The organism is Paraburkholderia bryophila, assembly GCF_013409255.1.
Lineage (GTDB): Bacteria > Pseudomonadota > Gammaproteobacteria > Burkholderiales > Burkholderiaceae > Paraburkholderia.
This window is the reverse complement of sequence record NZ_JACCAS010000001.1, coordinates 862,503-886,265: the sequence shown is the minus strand read 5'-3', so window position 1 is coordinate 886,265 and position 23,763 is coordinate 862,503. Positions and strand designations below refer to the sequence as shown.

Annotated in this window: 21 protein-coding genes and 1 other RNA gene; 14 read left to right on the top strand and 8 right to left on the bottom strand. The window is 63.6% G+C overall.

Translation table 11 applies throughout. The annotated features are described in order from the left end of the window. Positions 1-433: 433 nt before the first annotated feature. From GGD40_RS03815 to trxA, 6 genes are all read right to left on the bottom strand, one after another. Positions 434-700 carry a type B 50S ribosomal protein L31 gene (locus GGD40_RS03815; protein WP_179705055.1) on the bottom strand — a complete coding sequence of 89 codons (267 nt, stop codon included), beginning with the start codon at positions 698-700 and terminating at the stop codon, positions 434-436. 289 nt (positions 701-989) lie between these two features. Further along, positions 990-1,823: a M90 family metallopeptidase gene (locus GGD40_RS03810; protein ID WP_179705053.1), complete on the bottom strand. Its 834-nt coding sequence runs from the start codon at positions 1,821-1,823 to the stop codon at positions 990-992. 15 nt (positions 1,824-1,838) lie between these two features. Next, positions 1,839-3,395 (bottom strand): MFS transporter, encoded by a 1,557-nt coding sequence (locus GGD40_RS03805; protein WP_179742824.1) that lies wholly within the window; start codon positions 3,393-3,395, stop codon positions 1,839-1,841. Then, on the bottom strand, positions 3,392-3,868 hold the full coding sequence (locus GGD40_RS03800) for a MerR family transcriptional regulator (RefSeq protein ID WP_176058089.1): 477 nt from the start codon (positions 3,866-3,868) through the stop codon (positions 3,392-3,394). The genes GGD40_RS03805 and GGD40_RS03800 overlap by 4 nt, the downstream gene beginning before the upstream one ends. A 219-nt stretch (positions 3,869-4,087) precedes the next feature. Further along, on the bottom strand, positions 4,088-5,356 hold the full coding sequence (gene rho / locus GGD40_RS03795) for a transcription termination factor Rho (RefSeq protein ID WP_144143367.1): 1,269 nt from the start codon (positions 5,354-5,356) through the stop codon (positions 4,088-4,090). A 239-nt stretch (positions 5,357-5,595) separates the two neighbouring features. Beyond that, positions 5,596-5,922, bottom strand: a complete 327-nt coding sequence (gene trxA / locus GGD40_RS03790; RefSeq protein ID WP_035550463.1) for a thioredoxin TrxA — start codon at positions 5,920-5,922, stop codon at positions 5,596-5,598. 462 nt (positions 5,923-6,384) lie between these two features. On the opposite strand from trxA, the gene ffs reads away from it, so the two are divergent. From ffs to GGD40_RS03750, 8 genes are all read left to right on the top strand, one after another. Continuing rightward, an RNA gene (gene ffs, locus GGD40_RS03785) (signal recognition particle sRNA small type) lies at positions 6,385-6,483 on the top strand. A 240-nt stretch (positions 6,484-6,723) separates the two neighbouring features. Next, on the top strand, positions 6,724-9,444 hold the full coding sequence (dnaX, locus tag GGD40_RS03780) for a DNA polymerase III subunit gamma/tau (RefSeq protein ID WP_179742823.1): 2,721 nt from the start codon (positions 6,724-6,726) through the stop codon (positions 9,442-9,444). A gap of 101 nt (positions 9,445-9,545) precedes the next feature. Further along, positions 9,546-9,872, top strand: a complete 327-nt coding sequence (locus GGD40_RS03775; protein ID WP_007182071.1) for a YbaB/EbfC family nucleoid-associated protein — start codon at positions 9,546-9,548, stop codon at positions 9,870-9,872. 256 nt (positions 9,873-10,128) lie between these two features. Then, positions 10,129-10,725 carry a recombination mediator RecR gene (gene recR / locus GGD40_RS03770; RefSeq protein ID WP_179705047.1) on the top strand — a complete coding sequence of 199 codons (597 nt, stop codon included), beginning with the start codon at positions 10,129-10,131 and terminating at the stop codon, positions 10,723-10,725. A gap of 133 nt (positions 10,726-10,858) precedes the next feature. After that, positions 10,859-12,133 carry a CaiB/BaiF CoA transferase family protein gene (locus GGD40_RS03765; protein ID WP_179742822.1) on the top strand — a complete coding sequence of 425 codons (1,275 nt, stop codon included), beginning with the start codon at positions 10,859-10,861 and terminating at the stop codon, positions 12,131-12,133. A gap of 76 nt (positions 12,134-12,209) precedes the next feature. Beyond that, positions 12,210-13,247, top strand: coding sequence for an ABC transporter substrate-binding protein (locus tag GGD40_RS03760; RefSeq protein WP_179742821.1), 1,038 nt, complete (start codon positions 12,210-12,212; stop codon positions 13,245-13,247). Positions 13,248-13,410: 163 nt separating this feature from the next. Next, entirely contained in the window at positions 13,411-14,223 is an 813-nt protein-coding gene (locus tag GGD40_RS03755) for an ABC transporter ATP-binding protein (RefSeq protein WP_179742820.1), read from the top strand. A gap of 94 nt (positions 14,224-14,317) precedes the next feature. After that, complete coding sequence (locus GGD40_RS03750; protein WP_179705041.1) at positions 14,318-15,142, top strand: ABC transporter permease; 825 nt, start codon at positions 14,318-14,320, stop codon at positions 15,140-15,142. A 147-nt stretch (positions 15,143-15,289) separates the two neighbouring features. Here the strand turns inward: GGD40_RS03750 and GGD40_RS03745 are convergent, their stop codons facing one another. After that, a complete protein-coding gene (locus GGD40_RS03745) occupies positions 15,290-16,264 on the bottom strand; it encodes an NADPH:quinone oxidoreductase family protein (RefSeq protein ID WP_179705039.1) in 975 nt (324 codons plus the stop codon). Between the two features lie 261 nt (positions 16,265-16,525). Between GGD40_RS03745 and surE the strand changes: the two genes are divergently transcribed. From surE to rlmD, 6 genes are all read left to right on the top strand, one after another. Beyond that, complete coding sequence (gene surE / locus GGD40_RS03740) at positions 16,526-17,284, top strand: 5'/3'-nucleotidase SurE (protein ID WP_179705036.1); 759 nt, start codon at positions 16,526-16,528, stop codon at positions 17,282-17,284. Beyond that, entirely contained in the window at positions 17,281-18,360 is a 1,080-nt protein-coding gene (locus tag GGD40_RS03735; RefSeq protein WP_179742819.1) for a protein-L-isoaspartate(D-aspartate) O-methyltransferase, read from the top strand. Before surE ends, GGD40_RS03735 begins: the two co-directional genes overlap by 4 nt. Positions 18,361-18,365: 5 nt before the next feature. Next, positions 18,366-19,295, top strand: coding sequence for a peptidoglycan DD-metalloendopeptidase family protein (locus GGD40_RS03730; RefSeq protein WP_035550437.1), 930 nt, complete (start codon positions 18,366-18,368; stop codon positions 19,293-19,295). Between the two features lie 11 nt (positions 19,296-19,306). Further along, on the top strand, positions 19,307-20,389 hold the full coding sequence (gene rpoS, locus GGD40_RS03725) for an RNA polymerase sigma factor RpoS (RefSeq protein WP_179742818.1): 1,083 nt from the start codon (positions 19,307-19,309) through the stop codon (positions 20,387-20,389). 4 nt (positions 20,390-20,393) lie between these two features. Continuing rightward, positions 20,394-21,170, top strand: coding sequence for a 3'-5' exonuclease (locus tag GGD40_RS03720; RefSeq protein WP_035550433.1), 777 nt, complete (start codon positions 20,394-20,396; stop codon positions 21,168-21,170). A gap of 115 nt (positions 21,171-21,285) precedes the next feature. Continuing rightward, positions 21,286-22,704 carry a 23S rRNA (uracil(1939)-C(5))-methyltransferase RlmD gene (gene rlmD, locus GGD40_RS03715; RefSeq protein WP_179705030.1) on the top strand — a complete coding sequence of 473 codons (1,419 nt, stop codon included), beginning with the start codon at positions 21,286-21,288 and terminating at the stop codon, positions 22,702-22,704. A 165-nt stretch (positions 22,705-22,869) separates the two neighbouring features. Here the strand turns inward: rlmD and GGD40_RS03710 are convergent, their stop codons facing one another. Next, entirely contained in the window at positions 22,870-23,730 is an 861-nt protein-coding gene (locus GGD40_RS03710; protein WP_179705028.1) for an outer membrane protein assembly factor BamD, read from the bottom strand. Between the last annotated feature and the right edge of the window lie 33 nt (positions 23,731-23,763).

Sequence of the window (23,763 nt, the reverse complement as noted above, 5' to 3'; positions counted from 1 at the left end):
GGTGGGCCGGCTGGAATGGCTAATCTGGAGCATCCGGCATTGTAGTCGTGCCGTGGGATGCGCGTCACGGCCGGTAACGGCGCGCAACGTGGTTGGGGGAGGCGGTAATACAGGGCGCGTCGTGTTGCGTCGGAGCGTGGTTTTGCGTTCAGGGTCGTGCCGGCTGATGGGCGGGCAGTCTGACGCGGCCTGCTGGCAAGACTGACAACGGTGGCGGGCAACGCGGCGGGTAGGGCACGCTTGGCACCGAAGCCCGGATGGAATCGGGCGCGACCGACACGACATGCAATCCGCTCGCCGTCGAAGCGCGCCCAAGCCAACGTCAGCGCACCTTAAGCGCACCCCGAGCGCCAGGCACGGCGACAAAAAAGGGCAGCTCGCGCTGCCCTCTTTTCTGCTTCGCTGCCGGTCGAAACCGGCACCGCCGCGGGTATTACTTTGCTACTGCCTTGCCGGTAGCGCGCGTGCCGAACTTCTTGTTGAACTTCTCGACGCGGCCTGCCGTGTCCATGATCTTTTGTTGACCGGTGTAGAACGGATGCGATTCCGACGACACTTCGATCTTGGCCAACGGGTAGGTCTTGCCGTTGAATTCGCCAGTCTCACGCGTGTTGATGGTGGAGCGCGTCACGAACTTGAAGTCGATCGACATGTCGATGAACAGAACTTCGCGGTAATCCGGGTGAATGCCTTCTTTCATGGTCTTCCCTTTAATCTGGCGGTAGCCAACCCGCGTGCGACCGCAGTGAATGCGAACCGCATCTAGGCGCGAGCCACTTGCCTATGGTCGAAAAACGGCGATTATGCCAGAAAATCAGTCGCTTGACGACTTTTGTGCCAGCTTTTTGCTAGCACTGGGCGTGGTTCCAGCCGTTATCCGTGAGGTCTGCGCCCTTACAGAGCCCAAGAGGCCGCAACGCTTGGCTGGCGGGCGCTGCGGGGCTTCTTTTAAATTGCGTACCGTGGATCGGGTGGCCGCGTTGCGCCGGTCAATTTGCGGCGAAAGTCAGTCCGACTCGCGCCGGATCCTGCCTGTAAAAACGCGCCAGCAACCGGTACAGCTCCGGGTAGGCTGCCTCGAACGCCTGCGGTTGCACGAACAGCGCCTCGCTGCAAACGGCAAAAAATTCCGATGGATGGTCCGCCGCATACGGATCGATCAGCGAATCGCGCTCGAAGCGCGCCCAGCGCCGCTCCGGCACCGCATCGACTTTCGCGCAGAACTGGTCGTACGCGTGATCGAACACGTCCGCCCACGCCTGCGAGTCGAGCGGCGCGTGCCAGCGGCGCATCAGCGGCGGGTGGCCGTCCGCCTCGCCGTTGAGCATGTCGATCTTGTGGGCGAACTCGTGAATCACCACGTTGTAGGCGTCCGTGCCGTCCGTCATCTGCGCGTCTTCCCACGACAACACCACGGGGCCGCCTTCCCACGCTTCGCCGCTCGCGTCCTGCTCGACTTCGTGGACCACGCCGTCTTCGTCCTCGACCGTTTTGCGGATCACGAATTCGCCCGGATAGACGATCACGCCGACCCAGCCGCGATACAGGTCGAGGCTCAGATTCAGCACCGGCAGGCAAGCCTGGGCGGCAATCGCCACGGTCATCGCGTCGGTGAGTTCGAGTTTGTGCGCGGTCGAGAATTCCTTCTGCGCGATGAACAGGCTGGTCAGTTCGCGCAGCCGCGCCAGGTCCGGCGCCCCGAGATGCGCGAGGAACGGCAGGCCGCCGAGCGTGGCTTGCCATAACGCGTCGTCGATCGCGTAGTCGCGCAGCGCGCGGTCGCGGCGGCGCGTGCCCAGCCATTGGGTGAGTTTCGTGAGCATGACCTGATGCAACCTTTAGTCGATCTGTTTTTGCCACGCGGCAAAGATGCCGCCGCATATCGCAATGCCGACGAGGAAGGTGAAGCCGTCCAGCGAGGCCAGAAAGCTGGCTTGGGTCGCGACCGTCCGGCTGATTTCCACAATTGCCAGCGAATGCGCCTCGGACGGCGAGCGGCCGCCGGCGGCGAAACTTTGAGTCAAGGCGGCAAGCGAGTTCTGGAATAACGGATTGTACGGATTCACGAACTCCGCGAGGCGAGTTTGATGCAGCGCCTGGCGATGCTGTTCGACGATGATGACCGAAGCCGTCGCGAACGAGATAGTCAGTTGTCGCACGATATTTTTCAGCCGGTAGCCGTGCGTGAATTCTTCGATCGCGAAGATTCTGAAGGTCAGATTGGCGACCGGCAGCACGATGAACAGCAACAGCAAGCCGCGCAACAGCAACGGCACGATCAGCGCCGCCTCGCCGACGCCGGGCGACATGCGGGTCATCCACGCCGCCGCGAACGCGGCCACCGCGAAGCCCGGTACGATGATCCACTTCTTGCGCGGCAGAAGCTTGGCATAGCGCAGATAGACGAACAGCGCGCTCGCCGATATCAGCGACGTGACGCCCACCAGTCGTCCGGTGTTTTCGACCGGATAACCCAGGCCGCTCTCGAGAAAGCGCGAGATCAGATAGCTGAACACGGTCGAGATGTAGTAATAGAACATGTACAGCACGAGTCCGACCTGAAAGACCTTCTCGCGCAGCGCATGCAGGCGCATGAGCGGCGATGGATGATGCCATTGCTGATACGCGAACCAGCCGAGCGCGGTAATGCCGGCGACCGTCAGCAGAATCAGGCCGGGCGATGCGCTGAACAACTGGAAGCGCACCTGCTGCATGACGATTTGCAGCGCGCCTTGTGCGAACGCGAAGATCAGATACGGCCAGAAATGCGCCGAACCGCGCTCTTCGGGCAGACGGTTGCCGGCGTCGGGCAGCGCAAGCAACGCCAGTACGGCGAACAGAACGCCGACCGGCGCCGTACATAGAAAGAGCGCGCGCCAGTCGAAATGGGCAACCAGTTGACCGCCGATCAGCGGCGCGAGTGCGCTACTCAACACGATCAGCACGAGAAACGCGCGGGTGGCGGCGGGCCGCTGCTGCGGCGTGAAGCTCATCTGGATCAGAATGCGGCAGGTGCCCATCATCGGGCCGATAAAGTAGCCTTGAAAGCCGCGCGCGAATGCGAGTTCGATCGACGATTCGCACAGTGCCGCGGCCACCGCGCCGGCCGCGTAGAGCAGCATGCAACCGGCGACATAACGCCGGTAGCCGACGCGCTCGACCCACCATTGCTGCTGCAGGATGCCGAGCACGGCGGCGACCGCATACGCGCTCGAGGCCCACACGAGTTCGTCGGGCGATGCGTTGATGCCGCCCGCGATATAGCTCGTGAAAAACGAAAAAATCGAATTGTCGAAGTAGTCGAGGCCGGTGACGACGGCCAGCGCCCAGGGGAAAAAATCGCCGCGCAGTTTGTCGACGCTGAATAGCGGCGCGCGGGGGGATGCCGCGGTCATTTCGATTTGGCCCGCGCGTTGCGCCGTTGCGCCAGCAACGCCTCCGCATTTTCACCCGCGAGGCGCCGCTTCAGATAGTCGACGTCGGGACTCAGTTCGGCACGCAGCTTTTGCGCTTCCTTGAGTTCCCGGCGCATCGATTCGATACGGGCGTCGAGCGCTTCGACCTGTTGCGCGATGGCGTCGTGAATCTGCTGCAGCGATTCGGTCGAATAGCGCAGGCCGCCGTCGACGGGTTCCAGCGGCCGTTTGAGCATTTCAGTAACGCTGTGCAGCGAAAAACCGAGCGAGCGCAATCGCAGAATGCGCCCGAAGCGCTTGAGATCTTCCTCGTCGTAAAGCCGGTAGCGACCCTCGCTGCGCGTGGGCGAGACGAGGCCGCGTTCCTCGTAGTACTTCAAGGTGCGCGGTGTGACGCCGAGGCGTTCGGCGGCGTCGCGCACCGTGAGCAGAGTGGGGGAGTCCGTTGGCATAAGTGGTGGTGCAGCTATCGCAGGTAACCGTCGCATTGTACTTCAACGTGTACGTTCACGTACATGTTTGGTCGTCGGCCGACATTCAGCAAACGAAATCCAAGGGTCTAAAACCCCGCTGCACGGACGAAAAAAAGCCGCTCGTTTGCGGCGAGCGGCTTTCTTTTGCGTGTGACGGGCTTGCGAAACCGGTGCAGTCGGGTCGGCGTGAAGCCTTGCTTAGCTGCCGCCGCCGCGACGCATCATGTCGAAGAATTCGGAGTTGCTCTTCGTCTGGCGAATCTTGTCGAGCAGGAATTCCATGGACTCGACTTCGTCCATGTCGTGAATGAACTTGCGCAGCACCCAGATCTTTTGCAGCACTTCGGGCTTGATCAGCAGCTCTTCGCGGCGCGTGCCGGACTTGTTCAGGTTGATCGACGGGTAGACGCGCTTTTCAGCGAGACGGCGTTCCAGGTGCACTTCCATGTTGCCGGTGCCCTTGAACTCTTCGTAGATCACGTCGTCCATGCGGCTGCCGGTTTCGATCAGCGCAGTGCCGATGATGGTCAGCGAGCCGCCTTCCTCGATATTGCGCGCGGCGCCGAAGAAGCGCTTCGGACGTTGCAGCGCGTTGGCGTCGACACCACCCGTCAGCACCTTGCCGGAGGCCGGCACGACCGTGTTGTAGGCGCGCGCGAGACGCGTGATCGAGTCGAGCAGAATCACCACGTCGTTCTTCATTTCGACGAGGCGCTTGGCTTTTTCGATCACCATTTCGGCGACTTGCACGTGACGTGCAGCGGGTTCGTCGAACGTGGAGGCGATCACTTCGCCGGCCACCGAACGCTGCATTTCGGTCACTTCTTCAGGGCGTTCGTCGATCAGCAGCACGAACAGCACAACGTCGGGATGGTTCTGCTTGATCGCATGCGCGATGTGCTGAAGCATCACGGTCTTGCCGGACTTCGGCGAGGCCACCAGCAGGCCGCGCTGGCCCTTGCCGATCGGCGCGATCATGTCGATGATGCGGCCCGTGACGTTTTCTTCGCCACGCATTTCACGTTCGAGCAGCAGCACCTTGTTCGGGTGCAGCGGCGTCAGATTTTCGAACATGATCTTGTGCTTCGAGGCTTCCGGCGGCTGGCCGTTGACCTTGTCCACCTTCACCAGCGCGAAATAGCGTTCGCCGTCTTTCGGCGTACGCACTTCACCTTCGATCGTGTCACCCGTATGCAGGTTGAAGCGGCGGATTTGCGACGGGCTGATGTAAATGTCGTCCGTGCTGGCGAGGTACGAGGTTTCCGGCGAACGCAGGAAGCCGAAGCCGTCCGGCAGCACTTCGAGCGTGCCGTCGCCGAAGATCGTGTCGCCCGTTTTGGCGCGTTTTTTTAGAATGGCGAACATCAGCTCCTGCTTGCGCAGGCGGTTTGCACTTTCGATCTCGAGGCCATTGGCCATCTCGATCAATTCGGACACGTGCTGAGTCTTAAGCTCGGATAAATGCATACGGAGAACCCGCAGGAGAAGGTGCGACGAAATGGAATCTGGGAGGAGAGTGAGCGGAACCGCTCAAGGACTTACACGTCTTTTCGACGTTTTGCGGATTCTAGCATAGCACACGCCAATTTCCGTCAGTGCGACGGCATGGCATCTTTCTTGTTGAGCATGTTGCCGACTGACAACATGCTCAACTCAGCGCGCATGCGGACCGCGAGGGGTCCGCATGCGCGCCGACGCGCATTGCTTTACAGGTTGCCGTCGAGGAACGCGGTGAGTTGCGACTTCGACAGTGCGCCGACTTTCTGCGCGGCGACTGCGCCGTTCTTGAAGAGGATCAGCGTGGGGATACCGCGCACGCCGAACTTGACCGGCGTCGATTGATGTTCGTCGACGTTGATCTTGGCGATTTGCAGGCGATCGGCATAATCCTTCGCGACTTCGTCGAGGATCGGCGCGATCATCTTGCACGGACCGCACCATTCAGCCCAGAAATCGAGCAGCACGGGTTTATCGGATTTCACGACGTCCTGTTCGAACGATGCGTCGCTAATATGCTTGATGTTTTCGCTCATTGTATGAATACCTCTATCGGTTCGAGGCCCGCCTGAATTGCTCGCCACGATACGTCAAAATCTAGGGAAACTTCCGTTCGCTTTGCCGCAATCGGAGCCCAACCGACACACGCCTGAAAAGTCGTCGACTTATGCTGACATGCGCGGAAGGCGCGCGCTTGCGGGTCATCCGTACGGCAGTTTAGCTTAATTCGCTATGCGTTGCCGGGGGCGATAGTACTCATCAGGGGCAGTGGGGCCGACACCTGCCGATGAATCGCCGCGACGTTTTGCTGACCGCCACGCAGCCTATCTGGTGGCAGGCGCAGCAAACACAAGTGCGCGGCACGCGCGATTGCGCGCAGCGCGTTGCGTTGCCCTTGCGTTGTCGATAACGTGCGAAGGTTGCGATTCGGCGCATCGATGTCACTTTGATCGTATTAACAGTCGCGCGACGGCCCAAGCGGTGATAGAATGTTTCGTGACGGGCCTCCTCGCATGGAGGGATGGTCAATCTGGTCAGGTCGGGAACGAAGCAGCCACAGCCGTTTTCCACCAGTGCCGAGGGTTAGGCTCGTCACCTTGCTTTTTTCTGTTTCTGTCGTCGGTTTTCTTCGCTTCACCCCCCATCTCCTGTTTTACCCTGAGTCATGCGCAATGCCGCAATTCTCATGCATGTCGTGAGGCCGCGATCGCGTTTTCCGCTCGTCCCCGCCAATTTTTTCTATCGGTCCGTTAGCCCGTTTCAATGAAGCGGTCACACGCGTTCGCGCGCCGTCTCGAATCGGTTTTGCGCGGCATCGTTACTGATACAATTTCCGGATGACCTATCAAGTTCTCGCACGCAAATGGCGGCCGAAGGATTTCGCTTCGCTCGTCGGACAGGAGCACGTGGTGCGCGCGCTCACGCACGCGCTCGACGGCGGCCGTCTGCACCATGCCTATCTGTTTACCGGTACGCGCGGTGTCGGCAAAACCACGCTGTCGCGCATCTTCGCCAAGGCGCTGAATTGCGAAACCGGCGTGACCTCCACGCCGTGCGGCGTGTGCCGCGCGTGCCGCGAGATCGACGAAGGGCGTTTCATCGATTATGTCGAGATGGACGCGGCGAGTAATCGCGGTGTCGACGAAATGGCGGCACTGCTGGAGCGCGCGGTTTATGCGCCGGTCGACGCGCGCTTCAAGGTCTACATGATCGACGAAGTGCACATGCTCACCAACCACGCCTTCAACGCGATGTTGAAGACGCTGGAAGAACCGCCCGCGCACGTCAAGTTCATTCTCGCCACCACGGACCCGCAGAAGATTCCGGTCACGGTGTTGTCGCGCTGTCTGCAGTTCAATCTGAAGCAGATGCCGGCCGGCCATATCGTGTCGCATCTCGAGCACATTCTCGGCGAAGAAAAGGTGCCGTTCGACGCGCAGGCGCTGCGCCTGCTCGCGCGCGCCGCCGACGGCTCGATGCGCGACGCGCTGTCGCTGACCGATCAGGCGATCGCGTACTCGGCCAATCAGGTCAATGAAGAAGCGGTGCGCGGCATGCTCGGCGCGCTCGATCAGAGCTATCTGATTCGCCTGCTCGACGCGCTCGCCGACGGCGACGGCGCGGCGTTGCTCGCGGTTGCCGACGAGATGGCGCTGCGCAGCCTGTCGTTCTCGACGGCATTGCAGGATCTGGCGAGCTTGCTGCATCGAATCGCGTGGGCGCAGTTCGCGCCGTCGTCGGTGCTGGACGAGTGGCCGGAGGCGGCCGATCTGCGTCGTTTCGCAGGCGCGCTCAGCGCCGAGCACGTGCAATTGTTCTATCAGATCGCAACGATCGGCCGGAGTGAATTGGGCCTCGCGCCCGATGAATACGCCGGTTTCACGATGACGTTGCTGCGCATGCTGGCGTTCGAACCGGCGCCTACGGGCGGCGGTGGCGGCGCGGTGGGTGCGAGCCGCGCGCCGGGGGCAACGGGTGCCGGTGGTGCAAGGCGCGCCGGTGCGCCGGCGGTGGCTGCGCAGCAGGGGGCGATGGGTTCTTCGGCTGGGGCTGCGGCTGTATCGACTGCGGCCGTCGCGTCGCCGTCGCTGTCGCCGTCGGCGCCGCGTGTCGCGCCCGGAACGACGGCCGCGTCGGCGACCTCGACAACTGAGGTGGTATCCACGGGTGCTATCGAGGCAACTCCCCTGGCTCCGTGGGACGACGCCCCCGTTGAATCCGCTGCGAGCGAAACGCCTGTGGCGTCGAGTGTGAGCGCCGCGACCGCAGTCGATGTTTCAGCAGCATCTGGCGTGAGTACTAAGGCCGAGTCAGAAGTCTCAGCGGTTAATGACATCGACGGCACGGCTGCTTCAGATATCTCCGCAGCGCCTAACGTCGACGCCGCGGCTGCTTCAGAAGTGCTCGCAGCGTCTAACCTGAACGCCCCGATTGCGTCCGAAGCTGCCGCGCCCGGCCTTCACGCCCCGGCTGCGACGGAAGTCCCACCGGCATCGGACAACATCAGCGCCCCAATCGCAGCACCAGCTTCCGCCGCATCCAGCCGCCTCGAAGACCAACAACCCGCGTCGTCACCAACCGCACCTGCAACCGCTGCGTTCGCACGCGCGGAAGAGGCCGCGTCCGCCGTCGCGTCGCAGGAACCGTCGCCCGCCGCCGGCATCCCGCCGCGTCGCGCCGGTGGAGCAAGCGCCGCGCTCGACGTCCTGCGCAGTGCCGGTTTGAAAGTTTCATCGGATCGTGGCCGCGCCACAGCAGCGGCCGCCGCCGCGCCCACGCCGAAACCTGCCGCACCTCGCGTCGTCGTCCCGGTGCCGACGCCGGGCGCGCCACGTCGCGCGCCGCAGCAAGACGCCCCGCCGGCCGCCGCACCGCGCGCAGCGTCGCCCGCGCAACGCGATGGCGCCCAACGCAACGGCACCGAGCAGAACGGCTCGCCGGTGCCTCCGTGGGACGACATGCCGCCCGACGACTACATGCCGTTGTCGGCCTCGGACGACGGCTACTACGGCGCGCCGGACGACAGCTACATGCCGGTCTTCGATAGCGGTCCGGACGACGTGCGCATGAACGCCTCCCCCGCGCCGTCGCCTGCGCCGGCGATCGACAAGCGCCCACTGCCGGCCGCCGTGCCGCTCGACCCATTGGGTTTCAACGGCGACTGGCCGGCGCTGGCCGTCGACCTCCCGCTCAAGGGTATTTCCTATCAGCTCGCGTTCAACAGCGAACTGATGGCGCTCGAAGGCAACACGCTCAAACTGAACGTGCCGGTGCCGCAGTACGCGGAAGCCTCGCAGGTCGCGAAACTGAAAAGCGCGCTCGCCGACAAGCTCGGCCGCAACGTCGAGGTGCTGGTCGAAGTCGGTGCGGCCCGCCGCACGGCCGCCGCGCACGACGCCGCGACGCGCGCGCAGCGCCAGCAGGAAGCGGAGCGCGAGATCGGCGCCGATCCGTTCGTGCAGTCGCTGATCCGCGAGTTCGGCGCGAGCATCGTGCCCGGCTCGATCCGCCCGATTACACCGGACGCCGGCTCAGCCGGCGCGCCGTCGGTCCACTGATTCGCCGCGCGGTAAGCCGGTAGGCCGGTAGGCCCTAACTTGCCTAACGTGCATTACGCGCCCGATTTCCGAATTTCACGCTATCTAGAAGGAGCATGTCCATGATGAAAGGTCAACTCGCCGGGCTGATGAAGCAAGCCCAGCAGATGCAGGAAAACATGAAGAAAATGCAGGAGCAACTCGCTCTGATTGAAGTCGAAGGGCAGTCGGGCGCCGGTCTCGTGAAGGTGACGATGACCTGCAAGAACGACGTGCGCCGCGTCTCGATCGACCCGAGCCTGCTCGCCGACGACAAGGACATGCTGGAAGACCTCGTCGCCGCTGCGTTCAACGACGCCGTGCGCAAGGCCGAAGCCACCGCCCAGGAAAAAATGGGTGGCATGACCTCGGGCCTGCCGCTGCCGCCGGGCTTCAAACTGCCGTTCTGAACGACACCGCCGCAAGGCGGAGTCGGCGCCGCGGCTGTCGCAGCCACGGCGCGAACGGAACGCGCGAACCGCGCATGCTGGCAGTGCAGCATCCGCGGCGCGCCTGTTCCGGTTGGACACAAACCGGCTGCGGTTCGCTGGAGGTTCGCATCGTGCGCGCCTCGAATGCGAACCCAGGCCGCGATGGTAGAAACCGATCGCCTCAACCGCATCGTGATCCGCCCACCCGGGCCATTCCACTTCGACGCCGATCCGCATGAAACAACCTTCCGCCTTGTCGGCGCTCGTCGAAGCGCTGCGCGCGCTGCCCGGTGTCGGGCCGAAGTCGGCGCAACGCATGGCCTATCACCTGATGCAGCACGACCGCGGCGGTGCCGAAAAACTCGGCCGCTCGCTGCTGTTCGCGACCGAGCATCTGCAGCACTGCGAGAAGTGCAACACCTTCACCGAGGCGCAGATCTGCGAGACCTGTCTCGACGAGGAGCGCGATCCTTCGCTGCTGTGCGTCGTCGAAACGCCGGCCGACCAGATCATGCTCGAGCAGACCATGACCTATCGCGGCCTCTATTTCGTGCTGATGGGACGACTCAGTCCGCTCGACGGCGTCGGTCCCAAGGAAATTCATTTCGACCGGCTGGTCCGGCGCGCGTCGGACGGCGTCGTCAAGGAAGTCGTGCTGGCCACCAATTTCACCAACGAAGGCGAAGCCACCGCGCACTACCTCGGGCAAACGTTCAAGGCGCGCGGCCTCGCCGTCACGCGTCTGGCGCGTGGCGTGCCGGTGGGCGGCGAGCTGGAATACGTCGACGCCGGCACGATCGCCCGCGCGATGCTCGACCGTCGCTCGATGTAACGCGCGTCACCGCTGCATCGCTGCATCGCGCGCGGCGGCATCGCAAAAGCTTTCGTCGCGAACGCGTGCGCCGCCAGCGCGCCCGGTCGTCGCGGTGCACGCCGCGTAGCCCAGCCTAGAACCAAGGAGACCCATGAGCGCCACTCCCGAATCCCACGCGAACGCCGCGCCTGAAGACATTCCCGGCGCGCAGGCCACCCAAACCCAAAGCCCCACAGGCCCGCTCGCGGGCGTCAAGGTGCTGGAACTCGGCACGCTGATCGCCGGCCCGTTCGCCGCGCGCTTTCTCGGCGAGTTCGGCGCCGAGGTCATCAAGATCGAAGACCCCAAAGGCGGCGACCCGCTGCGCAAATGGCGCAAGCTCTATCCGGAAGTCGGCGGTACGTCGCTATGGTGGGCCGTGCAGGCGCGCAACAAGAAATCCATCACGATCAATCTGAAGGCCGAAGAGGGCAAGGAAATCGTGCGACGTCTCGCGAAAGAAGCGGACATCGTCGTCGAAAATTTCCGGCCGGGATTGCTCGAGAAACTCGGGCTCGGCTATGACGTGCTGTCCGCGGAAAATCCCGGCCTCGTGATGGTGCGTCTGTCCGGGTACGGACAGACCGGACCGTATCGCGACCGGCCCGGTTTCGGTGCGATCGCCGAGTCGATGGGCGGCCTGCGCCATATCACCGGCTATCCGGATTTGCCGCCGCCGCGCATCGGCATTTCGATCGGCGATTCGATCGCCGCGCTGCACGGCGTGATCGGCGCGCTGATGGCGCTGCACCACAGGCAGGTGAACGGCGGCAAAGGGCAGGTGGTCGACGTCGCGTTGTACGAGGCTGTCTTCAACATGATGGAAAGCGTGGTGCCCGAATACGGCGTGTACGGCATGGTGCGCGAGCGCACCGGCGCGTCGCTGCCCGGCATCGTGCCGTCGAACACGTATCCGTGCCGCGACGGCAGCATCGTGATCGGCGGCAATAGCGATCCGATCTTCAAGCGTCTGATGGTGGCGATCGAGCGCGACGATCTCGCGAACGATCCCGGCCTCGCGCATAACGACGGGCGCGTGCCGCGTACGTTGGAAATCGACGCCGCGATCGCCACCTGGCTCGCCACGCGCACCATCGACGAAGCGCTTGCGGTACTGAATGCCGCCGACGTGCCGGTCGGCCGCATTTATAGCGTCGCGGATATGTTCACCGATCCGCAGTTCATGGCGCGTCAGATGATCCAGCGCTTCAAGTGGCAGGACGGCAAGGAAATCACGCTGCCGGCGGTCACGCCGAAGCTCTCGGCCACCCCCGGCGAAACGCGCTGGTTGGGTCCGGAACTGGGTGAACATACCGATGAAGTCCTGCAATCGCTAGGTTATGATGCTGACGACATTGCAAGGTTGCACGCGCAACAGATTGTCTGAATGCGATTGAGTTGAGCGCGCGTCGCGGTAAAAAGAAAAAACCGGACAACAAAAAAAAGTTTGGAGACAAAAGACCATGCAACGCAGATCCTTCCTCGCCGGCACCGTCGCGCTTGCGGGCGTCTCGCTCGGCGTCTCGCCGCTTGCCTTCGCGCAGGGCAAACCTGAAACGTCCAAAGTCGCGATCGCGGTCGGCGGTAAGAACCTGTTCTATTACCTGCCGCTCACCATTGCGGAACGTCGCAATTACTTCAAGGACGAAGGGCTCGACGTCGAAATCTCCGATTTCGCGGGTGGTTCGCAAGCCTTGAAGGCGGCCGTGGGCGGCAGCGCGGACGTGGTGTCCGGCGCGTTCGAACACACCTTGCTGTTGCAGGCGCAGAAGCAGATGTTCCGCGAGTTCGTGCTGCAAGGTCGCGCGCCGCAAATCGTGCTCGCGGTGTCGAAGAAGACGCTGCCGAACTACAAATCCATCGCCGATCTGAAGGGCAAGAAAATCGGCGTGACCGCGCCGGGTTCGTCGACCTCGATCATGGCGAGCTTCGTGTTGGCGAAGGCCGGATTGAGCGCGAAAGACGTGGCGTTTATCGGCGTGGGCGCGGGCGCCGGCGCGATCGCCGCGTTGCAGTCGGGGCAGATCGACGCGATCGCCAATCTCGATCCGGTGATGACCAAGCTCGAACGCACCGGCGAGATTCGCGTCGTGTCGGACACGCGCACGCTGGCCGATACGCGCAACGTGTTCGGCGGCGACATGCCCGCGGGTTGCCTGTACGCGTCGCAGAGTTTCATCGCGAAGAATCCGAACACCACGCAGGCGCTGACCAATGCGATGGTGCGCGCGCTCAAGTGGCTGCAAACGGCGACCGGCAGCGAGCTGATCAACACGGTGCCGGAAGGCTATCTGCTCGGCGACCGCGCGGTCTATCTGGACGCCTGGCAGCACGTGAAGGAAGCCATGTCGCCCGACGGCCTGATGCCCGTCGACGGTCCCGCGACCTCGTTGAAGACCTTGCAGGCGTTCGACCCGGCGGTGCAGGGCAAGCCGATCGATCTGTCGAAGACGTGGACCAACGACTTCGTGAAAAAAGCGCTGGCGACCGTCAAGGCGTAAGCGCCGCGACGCTTACGAGGTCGAAGGTGGCGACGTGCGCCGCTGTTGCGCGTTTCGCAACCGGCCGCGCTGTCGCGATGCTGCGCCGTCACGCCATGACGACGCCGCACCGCCAGGACCACTTCTCAAGCCCCAACCGAACTCCGAACAAGCGAGCTGAACGATGACCGTTGCCGCCCTGGCGCTCGACAACATCACCTGCACGTTCGCTGCGCGCGACAACCGCGCGCAGCGCTACACGGCCGTGAAGGACACCACGCTACGCATCGCGCCGGGCGAGTTCGTCTCGGTGGTCGGGCCGACCGGTTGCGGCAAGTCCACGCTGCTGAACGTCGGCGCGGGACTGCTGGGGCCGTCGTCGGGGACGGTCAGCGTATTCGGCGAGCCGCTCAAGGGCATCAACCGGCGCGCCGGCTACATGTTTCAGGCGGACGCGCTGATGCCGTGGCGCTCGGCGATCGATAACGTGATGGCCGGCCTCGCGTTTCACGGCGTGCCGCCGCTCGAAGCCCGCGCCAAGGCCGACGAGTGGTTGAAGCGCGTCGGCCTCGGCGGTTTCGGCGACCGCTATCCGCATCAGTTGTCGGGCGGCATGCGCAAGCGCGTCGCGATGGCGCAGACGCTGATTCTCGATCCCGACATCATCCTGATGGACGAGCCGTTTTCCGCGCTGGATATCCAGACGCGTCAGTTGATGGAAAACGAATTGCTCGACCTGTGGGCGGCAAAACGCAAAGCCGTACTGTTTATCACCCACGATCTCGACGAAGCCATCGCGATGTCGGACCGCGTGGTGGTGTTGTCGGCGGGGCCGGGCACGCATCCGATCGGCGAATTCACGATCGATCTGCCGCGTCCGCGCGACGTCGCCGAAATCCGTGCGCATCCGCGTTTCGTCGAGTTGCATGCGCAGATCTGGAGCGTGCTGCGCGATGAGGTGCTGAAGGGGTATCAGCAGCAACTGACCGCCGTCTAGGCGCGGCCCGTGCCTGCGTTGCGCCGGGATGAACCAGCGCGGCCTGTGCGTGTGAAGAACGTGGACCAATCCATCGTCGAAGGCAAACCGAGTCATGTGGAAGACGTTGCGCCCGAACCGGGCGAATCTGGTGATCTGGCAATGGCTGCTGCTGGTGCTGTGCTTCGTGCTCTGGTACGTGCTGACCAGTCCGACGCTGCTGCCGCCGTTCTATTTCGACGATCCCAACAAGGCCGCGTTCTTCTTCGGCGAACCGCAGAAGGTGCTGCAGCGCATCTGGGAGTGGTTCACGGGCGGCGAGATCTATCTGCACCTGTGGATCACGCTGGTCGAGACCGTGCTCGCGTTCGCGCTCGGCACTGCGCTCGGACTCGGCGTCGGTCTGTGGCTCGCGCTGTCACCGCTCGCGAGCGCGCTGTTCGATCCGTACATCAAAGCCGCCAACTCGATGCCGCGCGTGATTCTCGCGCCGATCTTCGGCGTCTGGTTCGGTCTGGGCATCTGGTCGAAGGTCGCGCTCGGCGTCACGCTGGTGTTCTTTATCGTGTTCTTCAACGTCTACCAGGGCGTGAAGGAAGTCAGTCCGGTAGTGCTCGCCAACGCGCGTATGCTCGGCGCGAACCGCAAGCAGTTGCTGCGCTTCGTGTATTTGCCGAGCGCGATGAGCTGGGTGTTTTCGAGCTTGCATACGGCCGTGGGGCTGGCGTTCGTCGGCTCGGTGGTGGGAGAGTATCTGGGCTCGGCGCGCGGCGTCGGCTATCTGATTCTGCAAGCCGAAGGCACTTTCGACATCAACACCGTGTTCGCCGGGATTCTGGTGTTGACCGCCTTCGCGCTGATTCTCGATGCGATCGTCGGCGTCGGCGAGCGGCGTTTGATGAAGTGGCAACCGAAATCGGGCGAGACGGAAAAGTTGTAGGCGCAACGACAACGAGGCTCAAAGGAAACGGCGCGCGGTTTGAAAACCGCGCGCCGTTTTTTTTGGGTTTTTCAGGGCTGTTTTGTAAGGCCGCTGTTCGACGGTTCGCTGCGCTTCAAGCAGCACGGCTTAGCAACAGCCCGAAGGCTACGGCGTAATCACCACCTTGCCGATCACACGCCGCTCGGCCATATCGCGCAACGCGCGGCCGGTGTCTTCCAGCGCATAGCGCGCCGACACGTACGGCTTGAGCTTGCCTTCGCCGATCCACTGGGTCATCTGCTGGAACGCCGCATGATTGCGCTGCGGCTCGCGCTTCGCAAAGTCACCCCAGAAAACGCCGACCAGACTCGCGCCCTTGAGCAGCGTCAGATTGAGCGGCAGCTTCGGAATCTCGCCATTGGCGAAGCCGACCACCAGATAGCGGCCGCGCCAGCCGATGCTGCGGAACGCCGGCTCCGCGTAGATGCCGCCGACCGGGTCGTAGATCACGTCGGGACCTTTGCCGTCGGTGAGCGCCTTGATGCGCTCGCGCAGGTCTTCGGTGCTGTAGTTGATCGTCGCGTCCGCGCCGTGCTTCACGCAGGTGGCGAGCTTCTCGTCGCTCGATGCCGCCGCGATCACGCGCGCGCCGAGCGCCTTGCCGATCTCGACCGCCGCGAGGCCGACGCCGCCGGCCGCGCCGAGCACCAGCATGGTCTCGCCGGCCTGCAAGGCGCCACGATCGACCACCGCGTGATGCGAGGTGCCATACGCGAGCGTGAACGCCGCGGCGACGTCGAAGTCGACGCCGTCCGCCAGCGGCACGCACGCGGCGGCCGGCGCCAGCGCCTGCTCCGCGAAGCCGCCCTGGCCGGTGAACGCGACCACGCGCGAACCCGGTTTGAACTGGGTCACGTCGGCGCCGACCGCGCGCACCACGCCCGCGACTTCCGAGCCGGGCGTGAAGGGCAGCGGCGGTTTGAACTGGTATTTGTTCTCGATGATCAGCACGTCGGGGAAATTGACCGCCGCGGCTTTGACGTCGATCACCACATGGCCAGGCGGCGGCTCGAGGTCCGGCAGATTGTCGACGACCAGGCTCTCCGGCGGGCCGTATTGATTACAGCGAATCGCGCGCATCGTGTCTCCATATCGATCAGGGTCTTACTGAGGGATTTTCTTCGAGGCTTGGTAAGCGTGTCGAGTGTAAAACAATCAGCACGACCGTGCGTTTTTATCCTCGTGGCGCGCGCGGTTGAGTGTGCGGGACGCGCTCGATACGCATGTCATCATGCGACTCAAGCCGGGTCGCCATAACCCTCGCGTGTGCGTCGTGCATACGGGGCGAACGCGGGCCGCCCTGTCGTCCGCGCGCCATCTTTCCTCGGTTACAATCGCCGCATGCGAATCCTACTCAGCAACGACGACGGTTATCTGGCGCCAGGCCTTGCTGCGCTTTACGAAGCGCTCAAGCCGATCGCAGACGTCACCGTGATGGCTCCCGAACAGAATTGCAGCGGCGCGTCGAATTCCCTGACGCTGTCGCGGCCGCTCTCGGTCTTGCGTTCGGCGAACGGTTTCTACTACGTGAACGGCACGCCCACCGACTCGGTGCATATTGCGCTGACCGGCATGCTCGACCATACGCCCGACCTCGTGGTCTCGGGTATCAACAACGGTCAGAACATGGGCGAAGACACGCTGTATTCAGGCACCGTCGCCGCCGCTACGGAAGGCATCATGTTCGGCGTGCCGGCCATCGCGTTCTCGCTGGTCGACAAGGACTGGGTGCATCTCGACGACGCGGTGCGCGTCGCCACCGAGATCGTCGCGCATTATCTCCAGCAGCCGTTGGCCGGGCATCCGCTGTTGAACGTGAATATCCCCAATCTGCCTTACGAGCAACTCAAAAGCTGGCAGATCACGCGTCTCGGCAAGCGGCATCCGTCGCAGCCGGTGATCCGCCAGACCAATCCGCGCGGCGAACCGATCTACTGGATCGGCCCGGCGGGCAGCGCGCGCGACGCGAGCGAAGGCACGGACTTCCACGCCGTCGCCAATGGCCACGTGTCGATCACGCCGCTGCAGCTCGATTTGACCCACACGCAAATGTTGCCCGCGGCGCGCGACTGGCTGCGCGCCGGCAGCAGCGCTTCATGACCAGCGAGCGCGCCAAGCGTTTTCCGCTCGGCCTCGAGGACCTGGTGCGCGAACCGCGCCGGCCCGAAGGGCGCCCGGGCGAAATACGCGCGGCGGCGTTGGCCGCGAGCGCGGCGCTGAATGCGCGGCAGCAGCCGGCCAAGAAGTCGCCGGCTGCTGCTGGCGGCAAGGCGCAAGCGAAGTCGCAAGCTAAGCCGCAAGCGGCGGTGCAGGCCCGAGCGCAGGTTCAGTCTCCCGTGCAGGCCAAGTCGCAAGCGCCGTCCCAGCTCGTCATTGCGCCTAAGCCGCAAGCCGCGGCGTCGGCCAAAGCGCCGCTCAAACCCGCCATGCCGGGGTTGAGCACGCGCGCGGCTTCGCACTCGGCGCCATCGGCGAAACCCCGCGCGAGCGAGCGCACCGCCGCGCCGAACGTCGCATTGAACGGCGCCTTGGCACTGACTTCGGAACGGGTTCGCGAACGCATGGTCGAACGCCTGCGTGCGAACGGCGTGACCGATCAGCGTGTGTTGAATGCGATGTCGGTGGTGCCGCGTCACATGTTCGTCGACCCGGGCCTCGCGGCCCAGGCTTACGAAGATGCGGCGTTGCCGATCGGTCATCACCAGACGATCTCCAAGCCGTCGGTCGTCGCGCGAATGATCGAACTGGCCGCGGCCGGCCGCGCGTTGAACACGGTGCTCGAGATCGGCACGGGTTGCGGTTACCAGGCGGCGGTGCTGAGCCAGGTGGCGCGCGAGGTTTACTCGATCGAACGCATCAGGCCGCTGTCCGAACGCGCCAAGACAAACTTGCGTCCGCTGCGCATTCCGAACATTCGCCTGCATTACGGCGACGGGCGGCTGGGCTTGCCGGCGGCGGCGCCGTTCGACGCGATCCTGATCGCCGCGGCGGGTCTCGACGTACCGCCGGCATTACTTGAACAACTCGCGATCGGCGGCCGTCTGGTTGCGCCGGTCGGCTCGCAGGAAGGCCAGAATCAGGTGCTGACTCTGGTTGAGCGGACCGGGCCCGCGCAATGGCGCGAGTCACGGCTTGATCGCGTTTTCTTTGTACCCTTAAAATCCGGAGTGATTTAACACCGATGAGTATGTTGCGCGCCATGCAAAGAACCAGCCTGAATGTCCCGATGACCGTAACCCAGCGTAGCGTGTGCGTGCTCGCCTTGTCCCTGCTGATGACGGCATGCGCGACGAGGCTCGACCAGGCGCCCGTGATCGACCGCTCCGGCAGCGGCGCGCTCGGCACGCAGGCTGCGCAGCCGCCGGTGCCGCTCGGCCCGCCGCCGCCCGGCTACTATCGCGTGAAGCCGGGCGACACGCTGTATCGGATCGCGCTGGAGAACGGCCAGAACTACCGCGACATCTCGACGTGGAACAATCTGACCAACCCGAATCAGATCGAAGTGGATCAGTTGCTGCGCGTGGTGCCGCCGGGTGCGAACACCGCGGCGCTGACGCCGGGCGTGTCGACCGCGCCGATCGGCAACGGCGGCGCCGTGCAAAGCGCGCCGCTCGGCAGCACGCCGCCGGCCGTGGGCGCGGCAGCAGGGGTTGCCGCACCGCCGATCTACGGCTCGGGCGCGAACAACGCATCGCTCACGCCGCCGGCGCCGGGCGCCGCCAGCGATTCGGGCGCCGCGGCTGGCAACGTGAGCTTCGCCTGGCCGGTGCGCGGGCCGCTCCTCGGCACCTTCAACGATTCGACCAACAAGGGCGTCAATATCGGCGGCGCGGCCGGCGACCCGGTGAAAGCCTCGGCGGATGGTCGCGTGGTTTATGCCGGAAATGGGCTGCGTGGTTACGGCAATCTCATTATCATCAAGCATGATGCAACTTATCTCACGGCGTATGCACACAACCGCGCTTTGATGGTAAAAGAGGGAGACGCGGTAACGAAGGGGCAGAAAATCGCTGAGATGGGCAATAGCGATTCCGACCGCGTGATGTTGCATTTCGAAGTTCGCCGGCAGGGTAAACCTGTCGACCCACTGAAGTATTTGCCGCCGCAATAAGCGAAACGACCATGCCGAAAACGAAGCGCCGCCCGCCGCAAGCCGAGTCTGGAAAGACCAGCCAAGCTGTATCCGCTTCGGTGGAGGAAAGCGGCGCTTCGGAAGTGGAAGAAGAGATCGCCGAAGAGCGCGATCTCGACGAGCGTCAGAGCGGCGCGGAAGAGGGCGGCGACGCCCGCGAAAGCACGCCCGAAGCCGCACCCGACGCCGACGATTTCCGCGCGCTGTTGCAAGCCGAGCTGACGGCCGACACCATTCAGCACTACCTGAACCGCATTAGCGTCAAGCCGCTGCTTACCGTCGAGGAAGAGCAGAAATACTCGCGTCTTGCGAAGGCCGGCGAGTTCGACGCGCGGCAGGTCATGATCGAGCGTAATTTGCGGCTCGTGGTCAGCATTGCCAAGGGTTATCTGAACCGCGGCGTGCCGCTGCTCGATCTGATCGAAGAGGGCAACCTCGGCCTGATGCACGCGATCGAAAAATTCGATCCGACGCGCGGCTTCCGCTTTTCGACTTACGCCACCTGGTGGATCCGCCAGAGTATCGAGCGCGCGATCATGAACCAGGCGCGCACGGTGCGTTTGCCGGTTCACGTGATTCGCGAGCTCAATCAGGTGCTGCGCGCCAAGCGCCATCTGGAAAAGAATTCGATGAACTCCGGCGAAGCGGCCGAGCGCCGTGACGCCAGCATCGACGATATTGCCTATCTGACCGGCAAGACCACCGACGAAGTCACCGACATCCTCGCGCTGAACGAGCACACCGCGTCGCTGGACGCGCCGCTCGATCTCGATCCGGCCAGCAGCCTGCTCGACTTGCTGTCCGACGACCAAAGCCAGTCGCCGGACGCCGAAGTCCAGCATCGCGAACTGGAAACGCTCACGCGGGCGTGGCTCGCGCGGCTGTCGGACAAACATCGTCATGTGATCGAGCGCCGCTTCGGGCTCAACCACATCGAACCCGCCACGCTCGAAGAGCTGGCCGACGAAATGGGCCTCACGCGCGAGCGTGTGCGCCAGATCCAACAGGAAGCGCTGGTGCGTTTGAAGCGCTTCTTCGCCTCTAATGGCGTTCGCAAGGACGCCGTTCTCTAGACTGATGACACCGATTCTTGTATTCGACATCGAGACGATTCCCGATGTCGCCGGCATTCGCCGCCTCGACAATTTGCCCGCCACACTGAGCGACGCCGAAGTCGCCGAGCACGCGTTCGCCGCGCGCCGCGAAAAGACCGGCGGCGATTTCCTGCCGCATCACCTGCAACGGGTCGCGGCGATTTCCTGCGTATTCCGCGACAACAACGGCTTCCGCGTGCGCTCGCTCGGCACACTGCAAGACGGTGAAGCCGCGCTGGTGCAATCGTTCTATCGCGTGATCGAGAAGTACACGCCGCAGCTCGTGTCGTGGAACGGCGGCGGCTTCGATCTGCCGGTGCTGAACTACCGGGCGCTGGTCAACGGCATTCCCGCTCCCCGCTTCTGGGATCTCGGCGAGGACGACCGCGAGTTCAAGTGGAACAACTACATCAGCCGCTACCATGCGCGTCACACGGATCTGATGGACGTGCTCGCCATGTACCAGGCGCGCGCCAACGCGCCGCTCGACGCGCTCGCCAAGATGTGCGGCTTCCCCGGCAAGATGGGCATGGACGGTAGCCAGGTGTGGCACGCCTACCAGGAAGGGCGGATCGAAGAAATCCGCAATTACTGCGAAACCGACGTCGTGAATACTTACCTGCTGTATTGCCGGTTCCAGCTGATTCGCGGCGCGTTTTCCGCCGAAGAATATGCCGACGAAATCAATCTGGTGAAAAATGCGCTCGCGCAGGAAGCAGCGCCGCAATGGGCCGAGTACCTGGCGGCGTTCGATCAGTAGCAGGCCGATAGCCCGCTAGCCCGCTCGCCGTTGGCGCTTCGTTTCCCGAATCGCTGGCAAGGCGGGCGCTTCGTCTACAATCTCGCCTTCCCCCAAGTTTGTCAGGAAGTCGCAGGTGTCCCGAACTGCCCCCCATCGTCGCTCGCCGAAGCGACAGAAGTCGTCCCGGCCGGCGCCCGCACTCGTCGTCACCGGCAACGAGCCGGTCATTGAAATCGTTTCGCTCGATATGGAAGCGCGCGGCGTCGGCCGCGTCGAGACCGAAGACGGCACGCCCGGCAAGGTGATTTTTGTCGAAGGCGCATTGCCCGGCGAGCGCGTCAGCTATTCGACGCATCGCAGCAAGGCGAAATTCGAGCAAGCCGAGGTCGTGCAGGTATTGCGCGAAAGCGTGATCCGCACGCAGCCTAAATGCCGCTACTTCGATACCTGCGGCGGCTGTTCGATGCAGCATCTCGACATCCGCGCGCAGGTCGCCGTCAAGCAACGCGTGCTCGAGGACAATCTGCAGCATCTGGCGAAGCTGCGTCCGGAAACCGTGTTCCGGCCGATTCATGGCCCGGCTTGGGGTTATCGCTATCGCGCCCGTCTGGCGGTGCGTTTCCTGCCCGAAAAGGGCGGCATGCGGATCGGCTTTCACGAGAAGAAAAGCAGCGATATCGCCGACATGAAGACCTGCGAGGTGCTGCCGCCGCATATATCGGCCATGCTGATGCCGCTGCGCTTCATGATCCGCAAGCTATCGATTTACGAGCGTATGCCGCAGATCGAGCTGGCGGTAGGTTCGTCGGTCACCGCCATGGTGCTGCGCATCCTGGCGCCGCTTACCGAGGCCGACGAACAGGTGCTGCGCGATTTCGCCGACCAGCACAAGGTGCAGTGGTGGCTGCAGCCGGGCGGCCCGGAAACGGCCGCGCCGTTCTATCCGCTCGACCAGCAGCTCGACTACACGCTGCCGGAATACGGCATCCGCATGCCGTTCAAACCGACCGATTTCACCCAGGTGAATCACGCGATCAACCGCGTACTGATCAGCCGCGCGTTGCGGTTGCTGGCGCCGGCGCGGTCCGATCGGGTGCTCGATCTGTTCTGCGGGATCGGCAATTTCACGCTGCCGCTCGCGCGGATTACGCGGGAGGTGGTGGGGATCGAAGGCAGCGAGGCGCTGACTTCGCGCGCGCTAGAGAATGCTGAGCTGAACGGTGTGGCCGGACATACGTCGTTTGCGTGCCGCAACCTGTTCGAAGTCACCGCCGACGACTTCCGCGCGCTCGGCCACTTCGACAAATTCCTGATCGACCCGCCGCGCGAAGGCGCGCTGGCCGTCGCCCGGGCGCTCGTGGAGATTGCGCAGAGCGGCAATGGGCCGCTGCCGAAGCGCATCGTCTACGTCTCCTGCGCGCCCGCAACGCTCGCGCGCGACGCGGGGCTGCTGGTGCACGATGCCGGCTACCGGCTGGTGGGCGCGGGCGTGGTGAACATGTTCCCGCACACGTCGCATGTGGAGTCGATTGCGCTGTTCGAACGGGACTGAGCGCTGCGGTCGCCGGGCCGCCGCTGGCCCGCGCTGATCGGTGGGCAGTCAGGCCTGCAAGTCCTACAAGCCGAGCTAGCCGCACAAACAAAAACGCCACGACCTTGGGTCGTGGCGTTTTTTCATTCCAGGCTGACGCTTAATTTCAGCGTGCCGTGGTGCGGCTTAGAACTGCCACCACGACTTTTCCTTACCCGGCCGTGCATGACCCGTGATGTACGGGCTGTCGGGGAAGGTGCCGGCCAGCACGCGCTTGGTGTCGTCGGCCAGTTGCGGCTGGTTCAGCTTCTGGTACGACAGCATCATGATGTGCAGTGCGTCTTCAATAGCCGGCGCGTTCTTGTATTGCGTCAGCGCCAGTTGCGCGCGGTTGATCGCGGCGACATATGCGCCACGGCGGTAGTAGTAATCCGCCGCGTGGACTTCGTGCGACGCCAGCGCGTTCACGATATAGCGCATGCGTTGCGCGGCGTCCGGTGCGTACTTGCTGTTCGGGTACTTGTCGACCACGATCTTGAACGCGTCATACGACTCGCGCAGCGACTTCGGATCGCGCTCGCTCATGTCCTGGCCGGAAAAGCGGCCGAACAGACCGAGGTCGTCGTTGAAGTGGATCATGCCCTTCAGGTAGTACGCGTAGGCGATGTCCGGGTGATCCGGGTGCAGCTGGATGAAGCGGTCGATCGCCTGGTCGGCGGCGGCGTTTTCGTTATCTTTCCAGTTGCAGTACGCCACGTTGATCTGCGCCTGCTGCGCGAAGTGGCCGAACGGGTCACGCCCCTCGAGCATTTCGAAGTACTTCGCGCACTTGCCGAAATCACCACCGCTCAAGGCGTCGTTCGCCTCCGTATATAATTTGTTGTTGTTCCACGTTGCCGTTTCGTCGGTCTTCTCCGGCAGGCCGTGACAAGCCGCAACAACGGCGACGGCTGCGGCACACGCAATGTATCCGGCCACTTTACGGGCCGCCTTCTTGATGGCCGCCAAATTGATCGCCGCTTTAGTGATGGTGTTCAAGGCTCGCATTTTCCAGTCTAGCTTTACGTCCAGGTGACCCAG

Excerpts from the sequence above, each read along its gene's own strand:
- GGD40_RS03815 (WP_179705055.1), bottom strand. The coding sequence starts at position 700 with ATGAAAGAAGGCATTCACCCGGATTACCGCGAAGTTCTGTTCATCGAC.
- GGD40_RS03810 (WP_179705053.1), bottom strand. The coding sequence starts at position 1,823 with ATGCTCACGAAACTCACCCAATGGCTGGGCACGCGCCGCCGCGACCGC.
- GGD40_RS03805 (WP_179742824.1), bottom strand. The coding sequence starts at position 3,395 with ATGACCGCGGCATCCCCCCGCGCGCCGCTATTCAGCGTCGACAAACTG.
- GGD40_RS03800 (WP_176058089.1), bottom strand. The coding sequence starts at position 3,868 with ATGCCAACGGACTCCCCCACTCTGCTCACGGTGCGCGACGCCGCCGAA.
- rho (WP_144143367.1), bottom strand. The coding sequence starts at position 5,356 with ATGCATTTATCCGAGCTTAAGACTCAGCACGTGTCCGAATTGATCGAG.
- trxA (WP_035550463.1), bottom strand. The coding sequence starts at position 5,922 with ATGAGCGAAAACATCAAGCATATTAGCGACGCATCGTTCGAACAGGAC.
- dnaX (WP_179742823.1), top strand. The coding sequence starts at position 6,724 with ATGACCTATCAAGTTCTCGCACGCAAATGGCGGCCGAAGGATTTCGCT.
- GGD40_RS03775 (WP_007182071.1), top strand. The coding sequence starts at position 9,546 with ATGATGAAAGGTCAACTCGCCGGGCTGATGAAGCAAGCCCAGCAGATG.
- recR (WP_179705047.1), top strand. The coding sequence starts at position 10,129 with ATGAAACAACCTTCCGCCTTGTCGGCGCTCGTCGAAGCGCTGCGCGCG.
- GGD40_RS03765 (WP_179742822.1), top strand. The coding sequence starts at position 10,859 with ATGAGCGCCACTCCCGAATCCCACGCGAACGCCGCGCCTGAAGACATT.
- GGD40_RS03760 (WP_179742821.1), top strand. The coding sequence starts at position 12,210 with ATGCAACGCAGATCCTTCCTCGCCGGCACCGTCGCGCTTGCGGGCGTC.
- GGD40_RS03755 (WP_179742820.1), top strand. The coding sequence starts at position 13,411 with ATGACCGTTGCCGCCCTGGCGCTCGACAACATCACCTGCACGTTCGCT.
- GGD40_RS03750 (WP_179705041.1), top strand. The coding sequence starts at position 14,318 with ATGTGGAAGACGTTGCGCCCGAACCGGGCGAATCTGGTGATCTGGCAA.
- GGD40_RS03745 (WP_179705039.1), bottom strand. The coding sequence starts at position 16,264 with ATGCGCGCGATTCGCTGTAATCAATACGGCCCGCCGGAGAGCCTGGTC.
- surE (WP_179705036.1), top strand. The coding sequence starts at position 16,526 with ATGCGAATCCTACTCAGCAACGACGACGGTTATCTGGCGCCAGGCCTT.
- GGD40_RS03735 (WP_179742819.1), top strand. The coding sequence starts at position 17,281 with ATGACCAGCGAGCGCGCCAAGCGTTTTCCGCTCGGCCTCGAGGACCTG.
- GGD40_RS03730 (WP_035550437.1), top strand. The coding sequence starts at position 18,366 with ATGAGTATGTTGCGCGCCATGCAAAGAACCAGCCTGAATGTCCCGATG.
- rpoS (WP_179742818.1), top strand. The coding sequence starts at position 19,307 with ATGCCGAAAACGAAGCGCCGCCCGCCGCAAGCCGAGTCTGGAAAGACC.
- GGD40_RS03720 (WP_035550433.1), top strand. The coding sequence starts at position 20,394 with ATGACACCGATTCTTGTATTCGACATCGAGACGATTCCCGATGTCGCC.
- GGD40_RS03710 (WP_179705028.1), bottom strand. The coding sequence starts at position 23,730 with ATGCGAGCCTTGAACACCATCACTAAAGCGGCGATCAATTTGGCGGCC.